Genomic DNA, 18,097 nt, shown 5'->3' with positions numbered 1-18,097 from the left:
ATATTACGATTAACAACTGAATTTCAGATAGTTAAAAACCGAACTCAGGTTAATAGATATCGTTCTGTTGCTTTTTAATATCAGCATTCATTAAATGATGAATATACTTTTGGGACTGAACCAATCGGTATCCCCAATGTGTTTGAAAGAATAATCTACAATCGTGCACTGCATTTTCTTTGGCAGCATCGGTGCCTTTTGCATAGAGTAATACGAAGTCTTTTAGATCTTGATATATGTCAGTTAAATTGTCAGCCAGGCTAGCCTTAATGGGCTCGTTATCATTGAAATCTATATGATCCATTACCCAGAATTCATCATTTGGTTTGAATTTGTTTCTAAGCTCATTAAAAATAGATTCCCAAGTTTGCTCTGTAACAAACCTCTCATTGGCTTCCGGAACTTGAACTTCTATTGTTGGTAATAATGCACCTTTCAAATAGAGAAGAGAAAACATCTTTTGAAGATAATCAAGAATATCTTTGGTTTCGTATTCATGTGCTTTTTCTATAAAATGGCAATACTCATTTGCAACGGTGAGCATTTCCATTACATTTTTCGAACTTACTGTATTTGTTTCCATAAGATTGAATAATTTAAAAAAATAAATGATACAAAAAAACCCCGATAACGGGGTTGTTTTTATTTTGAAAGAAAAAAGACTATCCTCTTTTTTCTTTGATTCTAGCTTTCTTACCTTTAAGGCCGCGAAGATAGAAAATACGAGCTCGGCGTACAACACCTCTTCTCATTACTTTGATATCATCAATATTTGGAGAAGCAATTGGGAAGATTCTCTCTACGCCAATGTTTCCAGATATTTTTCTTACTGTGAAAGTCTCAGTTGGTCCGTTTCCTCTTCTCTGGATAACGACGCCTTGGAAATTCTGCAATCTTTCTTTACTACCTTCCTTAATCTTGTAAGTAACAGTTATAGTATCACCTGCTTTGAAAGCGGGGAACTTCTTTATTTCTACTGAATCTTCTACTATTTGAATTAGTGCTGGCTTACCCATCGTCTATATTGTTTTGTCGTTTTCTAAAAATGAGTGCAAATATACGTTTATTAATTTGATTTTTACAAGGCAAATTTGAAAAAAAATAATTCGATTGCTTATTATTTTATGTTATGCCTTGCTATTCTTTATTATTACTGATTTTCAAGAGTTAGTAATAAATCTAAAATGTATTATTTTAATCTTACTCATGCCTTAATGAGTCAATAGGATCGAGTTTTGCTGCTTTGTTTGCAGGTAGTATTCCTGATAGCAATGCCACGCCAAAGCATAAGAGTACACCGATTATCATCCAATTCCATGGAATGATAAAGGAACTCCCAATCTGAAAACTGACTAAATTACCAATTGCAATTCCAAAAATAATTCCTACAACACCTCCAATTTGAGATATAACTACTGCTTCAATTAAAAACTGAGATCTGATCATCTTTCCCGTGGCTCCTAAAGCTTTTCTAATACCTATTTCTCTTGTTCTTTCTGTAACTGAAACCAACATGATATTCATTAAACCAATGGCAGCTCCTGCAAGGGTAATTAAACCAATTACTGTGGCAGCGATACTGATTGCTTTCAAATTCTCTAAAAGCATTTCTGCCAAATTATCACTTTTAATAATTGCAAAGCTATCTAAATCCCCAAGTTTATCCTTTCTGATGATTCTAAATAGACCTGTAGCTTCTCCTACAGCTGCTGATACATCCATTTCTTTATTGGGTAGTACATTTATTCTGTAATTCATATCGGGACGGGAGAAGTATTGCCTGACGTTATTAAGAGGAATCCAGACACTTCTGTCTCCACTAAAACCTATACTACTTCCTTTTTCCTTGATTACACCAATTACTTTGTATTTCCCTGGTCCAACTGTGATGATTTTGCCAATGGGATCTTCGTTGTTTTTAAATAGAGTTTTTACAATGTCGCTACCAATAATTGCCATATGTTGACCGTATTGAATATCATGATCGGAAAAGTTTCTACCAAAAGCAATAGTCTCACCAGAAGTGAAAAGGTATTCTTTGTCTACTCCCTTTACATTAACGTTGGGATGAGATTTCTCTGACTCGTACTTCACAGTTGCTGTCCAAGTACCATCAATATTAACAGAGGTGTAACCATCCATTTTGAACTGCTCTTTAAATTGTTTGGCCTCTTCAAAATTGATGATCCTATTGTTTCTGGGTCTGATTCTTTTACCATTTATGGTGATGTTCATGCCTCTGTTGTTGATGGAAAATGAATTGGCGCCCATCATGCTGAGTTCTTTAGTGAAAAAGTATTTGATGGCATCAATACTGGTTAAGATTCCCACCAATGCCGTAATTCCAAACGCGATAATAAGAACCGTAAGGATAGTCCTTAAAAAATGCGATCTAATCGATTCTAATGAGATTCTAATATTCTCTTTTACATTGATTTTCATCTTTTATTATTTTGTGATGCCAGACTACACTCAAGCTTAGCATCAAGGTTATAGTTTTTTTCCGAAAGCGAGATCTCCTGCGTCACCCAAACCAGGAACAATGTATGATTGTGCTGTCAACTCATCATCGATGGCCGCAGACCAAATAGTGATAGCAGACTTTGAAAAATTCCTTTCTAAATAATTGATACCTTCACTACTAGCAATTGCTGATAGGATGTGTGTGTGTTTGGGTTTAGCCTCCTCAATGAGTGCTTTATAGGTAAGCCCCATTGATGCTCCTGTAGCTAACATAGGATCGCATAAAATCAAGATTTTATCTGTTAAATCTGGTTTTGATACATATTCTAGTTTTATTTTGAAACTTCCATCTTTTTCATGTTTTCTGTATGCGGAAATAAAGGCATTCTCGGCATGATCAAAAACACTCAATAAACCATTGTGCATTGGTATTCCGGCACGCATAATGGAGGCTACCACCACATTTGATTTTAGTTGATTACATTGTGCTACCCCAAGTGGAGTTTCTATGTTGTTAACTTCATATTCTAATTGCTTACTTATTTCATAAGCCATAACGGCACCAATTCTTTCTAGATTTTTACGAAATCGCCATCTATCATTTTGTACTTTTACATTTCTGAGTTCTGAAACATACTGATTTAGAATAGAAATCTCGCTACTTAAATTATGCACCATATTAATTGTTTTTTTGGATTTTTTGATGAACAAATATAGTTATTTTAAGTGGTGGTTAGTCCAACTTGTTTGCACATTAACGATTGATTAGTAATTCTATATTATTTTGTACAATTTAAACTCTTCTGCACTTTCGTTTATCCTTTCATTAGAGAAAGTTATTCATAAAAAGTTACACATGAATATAAAAGATTCATTTATTCAGCCATTTTTTAATTTTCCAAGGAATGGCAATATACCACTGGAGGGAGTTATAATTTATAATTGGGTAATGGATAACATTGGAGCCAAAGCTTTTATAGAACCTAGCCAAGTTTGGTTCGTTTGAGCCTTCAAAGTCGAGTATGGTTTGAGAACCTGAATAGGATTCAATATAAGAATCAATTAAATAGGGCATGGCACCATTAGTTTTGGCTTCTTTGTTTGTAGCTGAAAATAGAAATATTCTTCTTCGCTCCTCTTTTAAAAATATGGCTCCAGCACAGAGCTGATTTTTTGGATTGAAAGAACCCCATATTTCAGCTCTTCCTTTTTTTATGGCTTTGTATATGAGTCGAGTTAGAGTTAAATAATCTTCCTCACTATAAGCATTCAATTGTTTACCTTTATTTTTTTTAAATAATTCAATGATTATTTCAGGTTTTAAGTTTTTGAATATGGTGAGTTCAGCCTTTTGAGCTTTTTTGATATTGCGTTTTAAATTCTTTGAATATTTCCTTTTTAAATCTTCATGAGACTCAATCATATCAAGCTCATGATTGGTGTTCATGTGAATATAATCTGCTGGGAATGATATTTTATTATGGATATTTAAATTAATTTGAACGAGAGGATGAAGCTCAATAAGCTTTTTTATAAAAGATTGAACTAGGTCGCTAGTCAATAATAAAGGAGTGAAAATGCCAAGTTGCTGTGTAAATGGTGGTTGAAAAGCGTAAGAAACGCCAAGTTTTTTTCTAGTAATTACTGGGAAAACAGCTTGGTAGTCATCCATAACAAGTGCGCCCCATTCAGGAGCAACATGATCTAAATACCATGAATATGCATAAATTCTCTTATTCATAGAATCCTCGATGCAGGCATCCCACTTGTCAGTGTTAATTTCCTTGTTTCTCAGGTATTTAATCACTTGGTGGCTTCTTTTAAAAGGTGTTCATAAACTTCGAGCCAGCCGCTCCATTTGTCCAGATTATTTAAGGATTCATTATGCCATAAGCTAATAAAATGACCATCTACAGCTTTTACTTCTTTTATCAGATTACTGATGATATTCTTAGCGTTATCGGAATCTGTTTTTAAATAATCTCTTAAGGTTCCATCCATTACTGCAAAAGGGTGAACTCTTAATTTGGTTTCTGTTTCTAGATCCAGATCATAAAAGAAGAATGATTCACAAATGCCAGCTCTAAACCCCACTTGGCTTGCAAACCCCATGGTATAGTCATGCTGAATACCAAGATTAAGTAAGTTTCTATAGGTGGAGGGGAGGTCGAGTTTTAAAAAGTGCTGTCTGCTTCTAGTGATATCAATATGAACATTCTCCGAAAGATTATTTAGTTCATTTTTTAGCAGCTTAGGGTTTTCGTTAGAAGCATAAGAAGGATGGATACCTATTTGAGCATGGTCTCGTAAATCTTTAATGAGATTTTGGAAATTGCTGTTTATAAATGATATGTTTTTATCAAAAGGCCCCAGTTCACCAAATAAAATAAAATAAATGGGATTTAATTTGTATTTTTTTGTCCATCTGTGCTGAATTTGATAGGTATCGTATGGGTCTTTAACTTTATGATTAAGCACTTGGACTCTCAGTTTAACCTGCTTCCAATCAAAATGAAGAATGTCTCTCATGAGACCACCAAAGTTTCTGGTTAATCCTTTGTTTTTAAATGACCAAGCAATATCTATATCATAGGTGGGAGTAAATTTGTATCTTCCTTTATACTCTGGTAATATGGGGTATTTCTCTTTTAGTATTCGGTGCAGCTCCTTAGCCCAAATATTGATAACAGGTTTTTGAAGGAAGCCTTTTTGAAAAGCTAAACTCTCAGCAGCCACAAATCTTTTATGGTGATCTTTTTTATGAGGAAGGTATTCTTCATATCTGCTAATGAACAGAAATGATGCTGCAAACATATCGAAAGGTAATATGCTTTTTTTATGATAAACAGGAAATGCAGATGGAATATCTTTAAAATCTACAAACTGCAATTCTTGATGTCTGATATCAGTTTCAAAAAGCAGGTTTTTACAGCACAAAAACAATGCATCATTTGGAGGGCTATTGGTATAAGCAAATTTGGGATGCACAGCTGAGCGAAACTCCTCAATATTAGTTGTGAATTTATAATCTAAACCCATTAATTCATTAAAGATAAGCTTTAAGATATATTGAAGCCTTTTGCTGTTTTTATGACTATAGATATAGAGTTGTTCCAAATTTATTTATGTTTTTCAGTTACAGCAAAATTACGGATTTTTTAATGGCAATAATTATTTTTAAAAATTTAAAATATCAGCTGCTAATATTATAGAAATACAATATTTTTGATTTACACTTGTTTTGTTGAGGTACTTTTCTTAAATTTATAATATTATTCAAAACGAAGATTATTAATTTTAGCTTATGAAAATTTTAGTAACAGGAGGAACCGGATATATAGGTTCACATACAGTAGTTGAACTTCAAAACAAGGGCTATGAAGTGATTATAGTTGATAACTTAAGTAACTCTCACATACAGGTTATAGATCAAATTGAAAAGATAAGTGGTAAAAGACCTGAATTTGAACAATTCGATTTAATTGATGTAGAAAAAACAAAAGACTTTTTTAGTAGAAATAATGACATCTCTGGAATTATCCATTTTGCGGCTTTTAAGGCTGTTGGTGAATCTGTTGGAGACCCATTAATGTATTATAGGAATAATCTATTTTCTTTAGTTAATATTTTGGAGAATATGAAAGTCCAAGAGATTGATAATTTAGTTTTTTCTTCTTCTTGTACTGTCTATGGGCAACCTGAAGCTTTACCAGTAGCTGAAGATGCACCTATTCAAATGGCCATGTCGCCTTATGGTAATACCAAACAAATTTCAGAGGAGGTTATACAAGATACAGCTAAGGTAACCAATGTAAATGCGATTCTTCTAAGATATTTTAATCCCATTGGCGCGCATGAATCCTCCTTGATAGGAGAATTGCCTCTTGGGGTTCCTAATAACTTGGTTCCCTTTATTACGCAAACAGCTATTGGATTAAGAAAAGAATTGTCGGTTTTTGGTGAAGATTATAATACCCCTGATGGAACTGCTATTAGGGATTATATTCATGTAGTAGATTTGGCAAAAGCTCATGTTATTGCGGTAGATCGCCTGATTGGAGAAAAGCAAAAAAAGAAAGTAGAAATCTTCAATCTTGGAACTGGAAATGGATTTTCTGTTTTGGAAGTTGTCAACTCTTTCGAGAAAGTTTCTGGAGAAAAGCTCAATTATAAAATTGTTGAACGAAGAGCTGGAGATGTAGAACAAGTATTTGCTGATACTAAATTTGCTAATGACGAATTAGGATGGAAAGCAGAAAAAACGCTTGACGAAATGATGCTGACAGCATGGGACTGGGAGAAAGCTTTAAAAAATAAACACTAAATAATAAATACGCAAAATGAATTTTAAAAAGAATATTTTAATAACTGGAGGTGCTGGATTTATTGGCTCTCATTTGGTAAGGTTATTTGTAAATAAATACCCTGAATATAAAATAGTGAATCTTGATAAACTAACTTATGCTGGAAATCTAGCCAACTTAACTGATATCGAAAACAAACCAAATTACGAATTTGTAAAAGCAGATATTGTTGATGCTGAAGCTATAGAGAAACTATTTGTTGAATATCAATTTACCCATGTTATTCACCTAGCTGCAGAATCTCATGTGGATCGTTCGATTAGCAATCCTCTTGAGTTTGTGATGACGAATGTGATTGGTACAGTGAACTTATTAAATGCCGCCAAGTTTATCTGGAAAGATAATTATGAAGGAAAGTTGTTCTATCATGTTTCAACAGATGAAGTCTATGGTACTCTTGGAGAAACTGGAATGTTTGAAGAAACTACTGCCTACGATCCACATAGTCCTTATTCCGCTTCAAAAGCTAGTTCTGACCATTTCGTAAGAGCTTATTTTGATACTTTCGGATTGCCTTCTGTTATCTCAAATTGCTCAAACAACTATGGTAGTTTTCAGTTTCCAGAGAAGTTAATTCCATTATTTATCAATAATATTCAAAATAAGAAACCTCTTCCTGTTTATGGAAAAGGCGAAAATATTAGAGATTGGTTGTGGGTGGAGGATCATGCTCGTGCCATCGATGTCATTTTCCATAATGCAGGACTTGGTACTACCTATAATATTGGAGGCCATAATGAGTGGACTAACATCGACTTGATTAAACTCATGTGTAAAATAATGGATGAAAAGTTGGGAAGAGAAGTTGGAGAAAGTGAAAAGCTCATCACCTATGTAAAAGATAGAGCAGGACATGACCTCCGTTATGCTATTGATAGTTCCAAACTTCAAAAAGACCTAGGTTGGAAGCCAAGCCTTCAATTTGAGGAGGGTTTAGAGAAAACAGTGAATTGGTATTTAGAGAATACAGATTGGTTAAATAATGTGACATCTGGCGATTATCAGTCGTATTACGATGATCAATATACTAAGAGATAAGTACTTTGAGCTCTATTTAGGCTGTTGGATTCCTAAATAGGGCTCTTTTAATACGTAAGTGTATTATTTTGATTCGTTACTGGTATTGACCACACCACCCTGACTTATTATCTTTGATTAGAACTTGAAATACTATCATTTACAAAAAAAATTAAACGAACATTAATTATTGAAAGGAAGATTATGAAAAATTTAAAATGGATATTGGGATTAATAGGCATTCTTGCTTTTATGACCAATTGTACAAAAGAACTAGAACCTGCAGCCCCAGCACCAGTAGACCCATCAGATACTATTACTGATATGAATGATTTGGTTATTCCAGAAACATTCAACTTTGAAACTTCGCAAGATATTCAAATTGTTATAAACGATTTTAAATCCAGTAAGGCGGATGGGGACATCAAATACGAAGTTTATTTGTATAATGCTGCAGGGTCATCATTTACAACTTCTGTTGTAGGTGATGATGGGGATGCTATCAGCCAATCCGGTGTTTTAGTAGATGTGCTTAATAACCTAAATGCCACTCAAATTACATCCGATCCTGATTTTAATTTGAATATTACCATCCCATCCTATTATGATACATTATATGTGGTTAAAAATAATATGGGGCATTATACAAGTCAATTGATACCAATTACTTCAAATAAAATGAGTATTTCATTTCAAGATGATGATTTTGGGTCATTTAAATCCTCTAAAGAAGATCCTACAGCTATGCTTTATGCTGTGAATAGCGCCAGAGACCTTTATTCAATCAATCCGATTACTGGAGAAATTGAAATCTTACCGAGCTTACCCTCACAAACTGGTGGTAGTTGGACTTGTGCTATAGACCCTATTGATGAGGTGTTATATACAATTGGGATCAGCTATCCTTATTATTTATATGCTTACGATTTAAATACACAGGAATGGGATAGAAGAGGTAAGACTTATTATCAAGGCCCAAGACTAGGATATAATATAAACGATGGTATGCTATATTATTCTTTTAGTAATTATGTATTATTAATTAATCCTGATAACGGACACATGGTTTCTTATTATGTAGTCCAAGGCCTACACGATTTAGATGGAGGCGATTTATGTTTTGCTGATAATGGAACCATGTATATTTCTAGTGAATCAGGATTATATAAATGTGCTTTTGGGAGTGGAAATACCATTCAAACCTCAAGAATCTCAGCTGATAATTTGCCAAATTATCCAAATTCATTAACTTTTGACCAAAACCAAGAGTTATGGTGGGCCTCTAATGTATTTGATGATGGATTGAATAAATATGTAGGCAGAACATTTATTATGGATACTGTAACAGGAGGTTTTGAAGAAAGATGGTCTTTCGAAAACAATTATATTCATGATTTAGCAACGATGCCATTGGATGAAAACCAAATCCCAGATACTGATACTGATGGTGATGGTATTATAGATTTCTATGACGAATATCCAGAAGATAGCAATAAAGCATATGATCAATATACACCTTCTGTTTATGGTTGGGGAACCTATGCTTTTGAGGATTTATGGCCAAATGAAGGGGATTATGACTTCAATGATTTGGTATTGAATTATCGTTATACACATGTTTATAATTCTGCTGATTTAATTGTAGAAACAAAGCTGACCTTTGGAATTAAAAATGTTGGAGGATCTTATAGAAATGGTTTTGGTATTGAATTAGATATGCAAGAATCACTTATCCAAGATGTGACAGGAAGTAGTCTAACTACTGGAATTGTGACTTTGAATGGCAAAGGTTTAGAAACCAACCAAGCTAAGCCAGTAGTGATGCTATTTGACGATGCTTGGGATAATTATCCATCGGATCAGGATTTAGAACTAGTAATAACTTATGTTACTCCTATTGAAACAGAAGACTTTGGAACAAAGAACCCTTTTATCTTTATCAACGGAGATAGAAGTCGTGAGGTTCACCTATCTGATCATACACCAACATCATTAGCAAGTGCAGAATTTTTCGGAACGCAAGACGATGATAGTAATGCTGCTACAGGTAGGTATTATAAGAATGCTTCAAATTTACCTTGGGCTATAGATATCATTCATGATTTTATATACCTACAAGAAAAAGTACCTATCATTTATGGTTATAACCGCTTTGCCGATTGGGCAGAGTCTGGTGGACAATCATATGGTGATTGGTATAAAGACCAAGATGGATATAGAAACGATCAGTATTTAGTTTACTAAATATAATGCTACATAAAAATGACCTTCAGGTAGTTTTTGCCTGATGGTTTAATTAACCTTCAGATCTCAAGACTATGAAAAACAATATTTTAATCATTAATATAGCAGTGTTATTGCTTTTCTTTTCTTCATGCACAAAAAAATTAGAAGAAGTGGAACAGCCTATAAATACTGATAAGCCAATATTAAATTTGGATATCCCACAAGATTTTAGTTTTGAGACTAAGAAGGATGTAAGGGTATCGTTCAATGATTTTAAAATAACAAAAGCAGGAGTAAATAAATACAGCATCTATCTTTATACCGATGAAGTGGTATTTGAGGAGGTCAGCTATGAAAATGAAGGTGGAGAAATGGTAACAGAAATGTTGGAGATTACCGATGAGCTGAATAATGTAGTTACTACTGTCATGAGTGAAACAGGTCAGTTTGAAATCGATATTACAATTCCATCTTACTATGAATATCTTTATATAGTTAAAAATGATTTAGGCTATTATACCAGTGAAATAGTCCCAATAATTAATAATAAAGCTGTTTATGCCAGTACAGCCATGAAATCTACTAATGAAGATCCTGTGGATGTAATTTATGGTGTTAATGCTCAAGCTGATTTATTTACTTTAAACCCTGTTACTGGTGATTTTGTGGTGATAGGACAGTTACCTTCGAGCTCAGGAGGGAGTGTTACTTGTGCTATAGATCCCGTGAGTAGAGTTTTATATACAATAGGAAGCTCCTCAAGAAAGCTATATGCTTATGATATTGATAATGAATCTTGGGAAGAGAGAGGCTATACCGGACTTAGTGGCCCAAGATTAGAATATAGAAAAGAAGACGGACTGTTGTATTTTTCCACCTCTAATAGAGTGCAAACGGTTGACCCTTCAAATGGAAATGTCATTTCAACTTTTTATGTAAATGGTTTACATAATTCAGGTTGGGGAGATGTGGCATTTGATGCAGATGGGGTTCTATTTATGTCTACCTATTCTGGACTTTACAGGTGTGATCCTGCTGGTGGTAATACTTATGATGCCGTTAGAATTAGTGCGGAGAATTTACCATTTAATCCTACTTCAATGACTTTTGATTCAAATGGTGAGCTCTGGATTGGTTCTATAAGTAATGGAAAAGGAAGAGTAGTGGTTATGGATCAAATTACTGGAGGTTGGGAGTGGCGATATCAAGATTTAATAGTTGCCATTAATGATTTAACTTATTTACCTTTAGATGAAACTCAAGTGCAAGAAACGGATTCCGATGGGGATGGTATTATTGATTTTTATGATGAATATCCCAATGATGGCGATAAAGCCTATAATGTATATACACCATCTATTTACGGTTGGGGATCTTATGCTTTTGAAGACTTATGGCCTTATCAAGGTGATTATGATTTTAATGATTTAATCATCAATTATAGAGTTATCAATATCGCCAATAGTAACGATGAAATAGTGGAAACAGAATTTCACCTCCAAATTAAAAATGTAGGTGGTTCTTTTCATAATGGTTTTGGTATAGAACTAGGAATGGAGGAGTCTCTCATTGAAAGTTTTTCTACTTCATTATTAACAGAGGGAATAGTAACATTAAATGCTAAAGGATTAGAAGTTGGACAAGCTAAACCAGTTATTATTCCTTTTGATGATGCTTGGGACCAAGTTAACTCAGGTGAGATGGTATTTATCCTGAGCTACAATAATCCTATTCAACCTGAGCAGTTTGGTAATTTAAATCCATTTATCTTTATCAATGGTGAAAGAGGTAGAGAAGTCCATTTTGCAGATTTTCCTCCAACATCTCTTGTAAATACAGACTACTTTGGGACTGCAGATGATGATAGTAGCCCAAATACTAATCGATATTATAAAAACACAACAAATCTTCCTTGGGGTATAGATATCATCCATGATTTTATTTATTTGCAAGAAAAAGAAGCCATCATTAATGGCTATAATAAATTTGCCAATTGGGCTGAATCTGGTGGAATAGATTATCCCGATTGGTATAAAAACCAAGATGGTTATCGTAACGATCAGTATTTGGTATATTAAAGCATCCTTTTGAAGTAATTAATGTTAGTGAGGGTGTAGAAGTTTTCGATGCCCTTTTTTTATTAAAAGGAGATGAAACTTAATGGATCAACTGCAGTACCATCCATCCATAATTCAAAGTGTAAATGGGGGCCACTACTTTGTTCACCAGTATTTCCAATTATGGAAATTAAATCACCAGCTTTTACATATTCTCCTGTTTTCTTCAATAATGAGGAGTTATGTTTATAGACCGAAATAAGATTCCCGGAGTGTTGAATCATAATCACATAGCCTGTATTTAAGGTCCACTCTGCAAGTATGACCACGCCATTATCTATGGCTTTAATGGCATCGTTTCTTTTAGCTACAATATCTATTCCAAAATGAGAGTTATTGGCATCAAACTGATTGGTGATAACTCCTGATAAGGGTGCAAAGTATACTTTAGGTCCTTTAGAGAAATCTTCATTATAAACCTCCTCAGTTTCGTGGTAGTAAATGTTGTACCTTCCTAAGTTTTCTAATTCAGCTCTTAATAAACTATCTTCCTCTGAACGATAATTTTCGATATTATTTACATCAATAATGGCATTCAAATCATTTTGTGATTCCTCATCTATATCTTGACCATTCAAAATACGCCTAATGTTATTTAAATAAATCTGATTAGCGTGTAATTGATATTCTAAGGAATCCAAAGAAGATTCTAAATGATAAATTTCTTGTCGTAATCCTGGATCTGTATAGCCCGGGATATATTCTCGTAAACTCGTGAATGCCATTAAATAAATCATCATTCCTATCCAAAATAATGAAATCAGAAGAATGGTGAAGTATACATTAAGTCTTGATAATCTAAAACTTAACCTCTGTTCAAAGCTGTCTTCGTTAATTAACACCAATCGGTATTTATGTCGTAGCTTTGTGAACCTTTTCTTATTTTTTACCTTTTCTGACATTGGTGCAAAGATGAAAAAAAAATTGCTTAAAAATTGAAATAAACTTTAACTAGATGCGTAATGATATTTATTATATGTTTGGGTGATAGTTTTTTCATAAAAATAAAATATTTTTGCAAAAAAGAAGTTAGATTCATAGAGCCTGTTAGGCCAATAATCTTTAACCATTGAAAATTAAAAGTTTTTGAAACTACAACATATACAATTTTATCGTTTTTTGGTTCTCCTGGTGCTATTAAGTACAATTGTTTCAGGATGTTCTACCAAAAAGAATACATGGACTAGAAGGGCCTTCCATAATGTTTCAGCACATTATAATGGATGGTGGAATGGTAACGAAAGCCTTAAAGAAGGAGCTATTGAATTAGAGGAAAATTCAGAAGATAATTATAATAAGATACTTCCTGTCTATAATTATGGTGATGAAAGTATGGGCTCCAGTATGGCATCTTATAGCGATAGGGCTATAGAAAAAGGCTCCATGGTGGCTCAACGACACACCATGTGGTTTAAAAATAGGGAATATTGCAGTTGGGTTCCTGAAAGTTATTTCCTTATTGGAAAGGCATATTTCTTAAAACACGAATATCAAAGCGCGAGAATGACTTTCGATTTCATTATAAAAAAATATCATTATGATGAAATACAATATGAATCGATGCTTTGGTTGGCAAAAACTTTTGTGGAGATAGAGAACTATCAAAAGGCAGAAACTTATTTAGAACTTTTAAGTAGCAAAATCGGTCGTGAAGACATGGAAAGATATGTGACTCATGATGTAAATGCTGTTTATGCTGATTTATATATCAAGCAAGGATCTCCTGAGTTGGCCATCCCATTTTTAAAGGATGCCATTTTTGACATCCGTGAAAAGAATCTCAATACAAGAATGGTATTTATCTTGGCTCAAATATACCAAGACCAAGGCAATAAGCAAGAGGCTACAAACCTGTTTAAAAAAGTATTAAAAAAGAATACTGATTATAAAACAACATTCAATGCTAAAATCAATTTGGCGAAACTCTATGATTCTGAAACCTCGGACAGTCAAGATTTGGTGAAGAGTTTGAAGAAGATGTTGAAAGATTCTAAAAATATCAATTATTTGGATCAGGTATATTATGCATTGGCTGAAGTTGCTGTTATTGATGAAGAGTTTGGTCAAGCACTAGAATACCTGCGATTGTCTGTGGCTAAGTCAGTAGAGAATGAATTTCAAAAAGCAGTTTCTTCATTAACAGCAGCGGATTTATTTTATAAAAGAGAGAATTATCAAATGAGTGGTGCATATTATGATACCGCTATGATGTTTTTACCTGAGGATTATCCTAATTATAAAAGCGTTAAAAGACAAACGGCTATAATTAGTGATTTGGTCAACCATCTAACGGTGGTTCAAATAGAAGACTCCCTTCAGAAATTGGCGGCTATGCCACGACCGGAATTGAATGCATTAGTGGATTCTCTGATTGAAATTGTGGTAGAGGAAGAAGAAAGACAAAGGGAAGAAGAATTATTACGTCAGCAAGCCATAGCCATGGGTGCTCAAAACAGAAGTCGTAACGGACCTGGTGGTGGAGTTGCCGTAGGTGGAGGATGGTATTTTTATAATACTCAGGCTATGAGTATGGGGTACTCAGAGTTTCTTGCAAAATGGGGAAATAGAAAATTGGAGGATAATTGGCGCTTAAGCAATAAACAACAAACTAATTTTGAAATGGATGATGAGATGGATGAAGAGGTTATTGCAGATAGTTTGATGATTGCGGATTCAAATTACGTTGCTCCTAGTTCTAATCCTAAAGATAGAAATTATTACTTGCAGAATATTCCTTTAACTCCTGAGCAAATGGAAGCTTCTGATGAGAAAATAAGTGAAGCATTGTATAATGCAGGATTTATTTATAAAGAAAGTCTACAAAAATCTCCTGAAGCTATCTTGACCTTTTCTGATTTTCATTCTAGAAATATGGAAGAACATGAATTAAGCATTCAAGTATATTTTCAATTATATCTGCTTTATAAAGAGATTGGAAATCAAGAGAGAATGGAAGAATACCAAGCTATCATTATAGAAAGCTATCCAGAGAGTGATTATGCTAAATTAATTCTAAACCCAGAATATTTTAAAGAACTTCAGAAAAAACATAATTATTTAACTGATTTATACGAAAAAACATATAAAGCCTACGAAAAAGGCCAATATACCATGGTCGTTTATAATAGTGATCAAGCATTAGAAGTTCAAGAGGAACATGAGATTATTCCAAAATTCTTATATCTAAAAGCCATTTCTATGGCAAAAACTGATATTGTGGATTCTATGACGGTGAATTTAGAGAAACTTATAGAAAAATATCCAAATAGTGAAGTCAGACCTTTGGCTGAGAATATTTTGACAAATCTTGGTCTGTATGATCCTAATGCCTCTTTAAGCCCGGAGGAATTGGAAGCTCAAGAGCAAATGGATGCGGCCATGTCTATGTATGAAGTACGAATGGATATTCCTCATCATTTTGTTATGATATTTAATAGTGCTCAAATGAATATGAATGCCATGAAGACTAGGATTTCTGATTATAATAAGAAATCACATTCTTTAGATAATTTAAATGTGAGTGGCCTTGTATTTGATGGAGAGTGGTATATGATTACCATATCTCAGTTTCCAAATGGTTTAGATGCTATGGTGTATTATAGAGATATTATTACTAGTTCTTATGTATTCCCTGATGCTAAACAAGACCAGTTTAAAAAGATGGTCATTTCTCTTGATAACTATCCAAAACTTTATCAGGATAAGGACGTTGAGAAATATCTAAAACTATTTGAAAAAGAATATATAAAATAGTAAATTCGCTTGATGAGATAAATACCTTCTAAACGCAAACTGAAAACCCAATGGCAAAAAATAACGATTACGATACCAATTCAATAAACACAATTGGAGCAGGAACTATTGTGAAAGGTGACATCACCTCAGATGGTGACTTTAGAATAGTTGGAAAATTAATAGGAACCATACAATCGAAAGGCAAAGTTGTTATAGGAAAAAATGGTTCTGTTGAAGGAGATATCATTTGCAAAAATGCTGATGTTTCTGGTCATGTGAAAGGAAGCGTTAAGGTTGATGAGTTATTGAGCTTAGCCACTACTAGCAAAATGGAAGGAGATGTGGTGACCTCACGAATAGCAATAGAAGCAGGTGCTGTTTTCTCAGGGCAATGTCACATGAGTAATGCTAATGAAACAACAAAAGCAAAAAGATAAGTTTAATGCCTATGCCAGATATTCCAATATGGCTTTTCAAATGATAGCCATTATTTTACTTGGAACTTTCGGTGGATTTAAGCTAGATGAGCTACTGGATTGGGGATTCCCAGTTTTTACAGTGGTTTTATCATTATTGTCAGTGATTTTAGCCATATATATTTCAGTCAAAGATTTATTAAAATAATAACATGAAAGATACATTTCAAAAGTTTATTAAAAACTTAGTTATATTCACCGTCATTATTGCTGCCCTTCAATTCTTGGCTAGCCTAAAGCTAGATCCAAAGTGGATAAGCAATTCATGGCCTTTTGTGATTCTATTCTTTCTCTCTTTTACCATCCTTATGCATCGCTATTTGTTGAAATCTACAGAAGGGAATCCAAAGAAATTTGTATTCGCATTTCTTATGATGACCACAATAAAGATACTCCTGTATCTTGGGGTTATATTGGTATATGTGCTTTTGAATAGAGCCGATGCCGTTGCATTTATTATTATATTCTTCATCAATTATTTCTTGTTTACAGGTTTTGAACTAACTATTATTATGAAAATGCTTAATAAGCCCAAATCATAAAGAATTATTAAAATTGTATTATCTCGATTATTTGATTAACTTTGTGATTAAATGATTAAACAAAAATAAATGATTTATATTACCCGCAGAGAAAGATTTAACGCCGCACACCGACTTTTCAGAGCCGATTATAACGATGAAAAAAACGCAGAAGTGTTTGGAAAATGTTCTAATCCTAAATGGCATGGTCATAATTATGAGCTATTTGTAACCATAAAGGGAAAAGTAAATCCAGAAACAGGTTTCTTGGTGAACTTAACGGAATTGAAAATGTTAATCAGAGAAAAGATTACAAATAAGCTAGATCATAAGAATTTAAATGAGGAGGTAGATTTTTTAAAAGGTAAGTTTACTTCTACCGAGGTGTTATGTATGTCTGTATGGGAAGAATTATCAGAGGAGGTTGGTAACTTAGGCGCACAATTACATAAAGTAAAGATTAAAGAAACAGAGAATAATTTTGTTGAGTATTTGGGTGAATAGTCAACAAGCATAAATAAAATTGAATATCATGTTAGATTACGAAAGAATAGATACTTGGCAGCCCGAAAAGCTAGAAAAATTACAGTTCCATTACCACGAAATACTAAAACTTATAGGAGAAGATCCTGAAAGAGAGGGATTGTTAGAAACCCCGAGAAGAGTTGGGAAGTCTATGCAGTTTTTAACTCAAGGATATGATCAAAATCCGGAAGACATCCTCAAATCAGCTATGTTTAAAGAGGATTATAAAGAAATGGTGATTGTGAAGAATATCGAATTATATTCCATGTGTGAACATCATATGATTCCTTTTATTGGGAAAGCTCATGTGGCTTATATTCCTAATGGATATATAACAGGTTTAAGTAAAATTGCTCGTGTTGTTGAGGCTTTTGCTCGTCGACTCCAGGTGCAAGAAAGACTCACTACACAAATTAAAGATTGTCTTCAAGATACTTTGAATCCGCTAGGAGTAGCAGTGGTTATTGAGGCAAAACACCTTTGTATGGCAATGAGAGGAGTGCAAAAACAAAATTCAGTTACTACAACTTCTGATTTTACTGGAGCTTTCCGTAAAAAAGAAACTAGAGAAGAATTTATTCACTTGATTAGTTCTAACCTGTCATAATGACAAGTATTCTGAATAATTGTTAAAGCCAATAAGGCTGGCATTA

17 protein-coding genes are annotated in these 18,097 nt (G+C 33.6%); 10 read left to right on the top strand and 7 right to left on the bottom strand.

What is annotated here, in order from left to right; translation table 11 throughout:
* Positions 1 to 49: 49 nt before the first annotated feature.
* The 6 genes from HNS38_RS13210 to HNS38_RS13185 all read right to left on the bottom strand — a co-directional run bounded on the left by HNS38_RS13210 (position 50) and on the right by HNS38_RS13185 (position 5,580).
* Positions 50 to 583: a DUF5063 domain-containing protein gene (locus HNS38_RS13210; protein WP_172281663.1), complete on the bottom strand. Its 534-nt coding sequence runs from the start codon at positions 581 to 583 to the stop codon at positions 50 to 52.
* Between the two features lie 79 nt (positions 584 to 662).
* Positions 663 to 1,016, bottom strand: a complete 354-nt coding sequence (gene rplS / locus HNS38_RS13205) for a 50S ribosomal protein L19 (RefSeq protein ID WP_172281661.1) — start codon at positions 1,014 to 1,016, stop codon at positions 663 to 665.
* 184 nt (positions 1,017 to 1,200) lie between these two features.
* Positions 1,201 to 2,442, bottom strand: a complete 1,242-nt coding sequence (locus HNS38_RS13200; RefSeq protein WP_216663721.1) for an ABC transporter permease — start codon at positions 2,440 to 2,442, stop codon at positions 1,201 to 1,203.
* Positions 2,443 to 2,490: 48 nt separating this feature from the next.
* Positions 2,491 to 3,147, bottom strand: a complete 657-nt coding sequence (upp, locus tag HNS38_RS13195) for a uracil phosphoribosyltransferase (RefSeq protein ID WP_172281669.1) — start codon at positions 3,145 to 3,147, stop codon at positions 2,491 to 2,493.
* Positions 3,148 to 3,334: 187 nt separating this feature from the next.
* Positions 3,335 to 4,270: a hypothetical protein gene (locus HNS38_RS13190; protein ID WP_172281659.1), complete on the bottom strand. Its 936-nt coding sequence runs from the start codon at positions 4,268 to 4,270 to the stop codon at positions 3,335 to 3,337.
* Positions 4,267 to 5,580, bottom strand: coding sequence for a polysaccharide deacetylase family protein (locus HNS38_RS13185; protein ID WP_172281657.1), 1,314 nt, complete (start codon positions 5,578 to 5,580; stop codon positions 4,267 to 4,269). Before HNS38_RS13185 ends, HNS38_RS13190 begins: the two co-directional genes overlap by 4 nt.
* A gap of 187 nt (positions 5,581 to 5,767) precedes the next feature.
* Between HNS38_RS13185 and galE the strand changes: the two genes are divergently transcribed.
* From galE to HNS38_RS13165, 4 genes are all read left to right on the top strand, one after another.
* On the top strand, positions 5,768 to 6,787 hold the full coding sequence (gene galE / locus HNS38_RS13180; protein WP_172281655.1) for a UDP-glucose 4-epimerase GalE: 1,020 nt from the start codon (positions 5,768 to 5,770) through the stop codon (positions 6,785 to 6,787).
* Between the two features lie 16 nt (positions 6,788 to 6,803).
* The gene (gene rfbB / locus HNS38_RS13175) at positions 6,804 to 7,865 is read left to right on the top strand and encodes a dTDP-glucose 4,6-dehydratase (protein WP_172281654.1); all 1,062 of its coding nucleotides are present in this window, start codon (positions 6,804 to 6,806) and stop codon (positions 7,863 to 7,865) included.
* 183 nt (positions 7,866 to 8,048) lie between these two features.
* Positions 8,049 to 10,088 (top strand): LruC domain-containing protein, encoded by a 2,040-nt coding sequence (locus HNS38_RS13170; protein ID WP_172281653.1) that lies wholly within the window; start codon positions 8,049 to 8,051, stop codon positions 10,086 to 10,088.
* Between the two features lie 74 nt (positions 10,089 to 10,162).
* Entirely contained in the window at positions 10,163 to 12,148 is a 1,986-nt protein-coding gene (locus tag HNS38_RS13165) for an LruC domain-containing protein (RefSeq protein WP_172281651.1), read from the top strand.
* A gap of 62 nt (positions 12,149 to 12,210) precedes the next feature.
* On the opposite strand, the gene HNS38_RS13160 is transcribed toward HNS38_RS13165, so the two are convergent.
* Positions 12,211 to 13,029, bottom strand: a complete 819-nt coding sequence (locus tag HNS38_RS13160) for a M23 family metallopeptidase (protein ID WP_172281649.1) — start codon at positions 13,027 to 13,029, stop codon at positions 12,211 to 12,213.
* Positions 13,030 to 13,273: 244 nt separating this feature from the next.
* Here HNS38_RS13160 and HNS38_RS13155 point away from each other — a divergent pair, with 244 nt between their 5' ends.
* The 6 genes from HNS38_RS13155 to folE all read left to right on the top strand — a co-directional run bounded on the left by HNS38_RS13155 (position 13,274) and on the right by folE (position 18,051).
* Positions 13,274 to 15,940, top strand: coding sequence for a lipopolysaccharide assembly protein LapB (locus HNS38_RS13155; RefSeq protein WP_172346591.1), 2,667 nt, complete (start codon positions 13,274 to 13,276; stop codon positions 15,938 to 15,940).
* 50 nt (positions 15,941 to 15,990) lie between these two features.
* Positions 15,991 to 16,359 carry a polymer-forming cytoskeletal protein gene (locus HNS38_RS13150; protein WP_172281645.1) on the top strand — a complete coding sequence of 123 codons (369 nt, stop codon included), beginning with the start codon at positions 15,991 to 15,993 and terminating at the stop codon, positions 16,357 to 16,359.
* A complete protein-coding gene (locus tag HNS38_RS13145) occupies positions 16,334 to 16,546 on the top strand; it encodes an AtpZ/AtpI family protein (protein ID WP_216663719.1) in 213 nt (70 codons plus the stop codon). The genes HNS38_RS13150 and HNS38_RS13145 overlap by 26 nt, the downstream gene beginning before the upstream one ends.
* Positions 16,547 to 16,550: 4 nt before the next feature.
* Positions 16,551 to 16,940, top strand: a complete 390-nt coding sequence (locus HNS38_RS13140) for a hypothetical protein (RefSeq protein WP_172281641.1) — start codon at positions 16,551 to 16,553, stop codon at positions 16,938 to 16,940.
* 69 nt (positions 16,941 to 17,009) lie between these two features.
* Positions 17,010 to 17,423 (top strand): 6-carboxytetrahydropterin synthase, encoded by a 414-nt coding sequence (locus HNS38_RS13135; protein WP_172281639.1) that lies wholly within the window; start codon positions 17,010 to 17,012, stop codon positions 17,421 to 17,423.
* A gap of 28 nt (positions 17,424 to 17,451) precedes the next feature.
* Entirely contained in the window at positions 17,452 to 18,051 is a 600-nt protein-coding gene (gene folE, locus HNS38_RS13130) for a GTP cyclohydrolase I FolE (RefSeq protein ID WP_172281637.1), read from the top strand.
* The last annotated feature ends 46 nt before the right edge of the window (positions 18,052 to 18,097 follow it).

Origin of the sequence: Lentimicrobium sp. L6, from assembly GCF_013166655.1 — a bacterium.
Lineage (GTDB): Bacteria > Bacteroidota > Bacteroidia > Bacteroidales > UBA12170 > UBA12170.
Note: the sequence above shows the minus strand (reverse complement) of the source record. Positions and strands in the feature narration are given on the sequence as shown.

What these genes read in the sequence shown, in the direction of transcription:
- HNS38_RS13210 (WP_172281663.1), bottom strand. Translation starts at nt 583, where the DNA reads ATGGAAACAAATACAGTAAGTTCGAAAAATGTAATGGAAATGCTCACC.
- rplS (WP_172281661.1), bottom strand. Translation starts at nt 1,016, where the DNA reads ATGGGTAAGCCAGCACTAATTCAAATAGTAGAAGATTCAGTAGAAATA.
- HNS38_RS13200 (WP_216663721.1), bottom strand. Translation starts at nt 2,442, where the DNA reads ATGAAAATCAATGTAAAAGAGAATATTAGAATCTCATTAGAATCGATT.
- galE (WP_172281655.1), top strand. Translation starts at nt 5,768, where the DNA reads ATGAAAATTTTAGTAACAGGAGGAACCGGATATATAGGTTCACATACA.
- rfbB (WP_172281654.1), top strand. Translation starts at nt 6,804, where the DNA reads ATGAATTTTAAAAAGAATATTTTAATAACTGGAGGTGCTGGATTTATT.
- HNS38_RS13170 (WP_172281653.1), top strand. Translation starts at nt 8,049, where the DNA reads ATGAAAAATTTAAAATGGATATTGGGATTAATAGGCATTCTTGCTTTT.
- HNS38_RS13165 (WP_172281651.1), top strand. Translation starts at nt 10,163, where the DNA reads ATGAAAAACAATATTTTAATCATTAATATAGCAGTGTTATTGCTTTTC.
- HNS38_RS13150 (WP_172281645.1), top strand. Translation starts at nt 15,991, where the DNA reads ATGGCAAAAAATAACGATTACGATACCAATTCAATAAACACAATTGGA.
- HNS38_RS13145 (WP_216663719.1), top strand. Translation starts at nt 16,334, where the DNA reads ATGAAACAACAAAAGCAAAAAGATAAGTTTAATGCCTATGCCAGATAT.
- HNS38_RS13140 (WP_172281641.1), top strand. Translation starts at nt 16,551, where the DNA reads ATGAAAGATACATTTCAAAAGTTTATTAAAAACTTAGTTATATTCACC.
- HNS38_RS13135 (WP_172281639.1), top strand. Translation starts at nt 17,010, where the DNA reads ATGATTTATATTACCCGCAGAGAAAGATTTAACGCCGCACACCGACTT.
- folE (WP_172281637.1), top strand. Translation starts at nt 17,452, where the DNA reads ATGTTAGATTACGAAAGAATAGATACTTGGCAGCCCGAAAAGCTAGAA.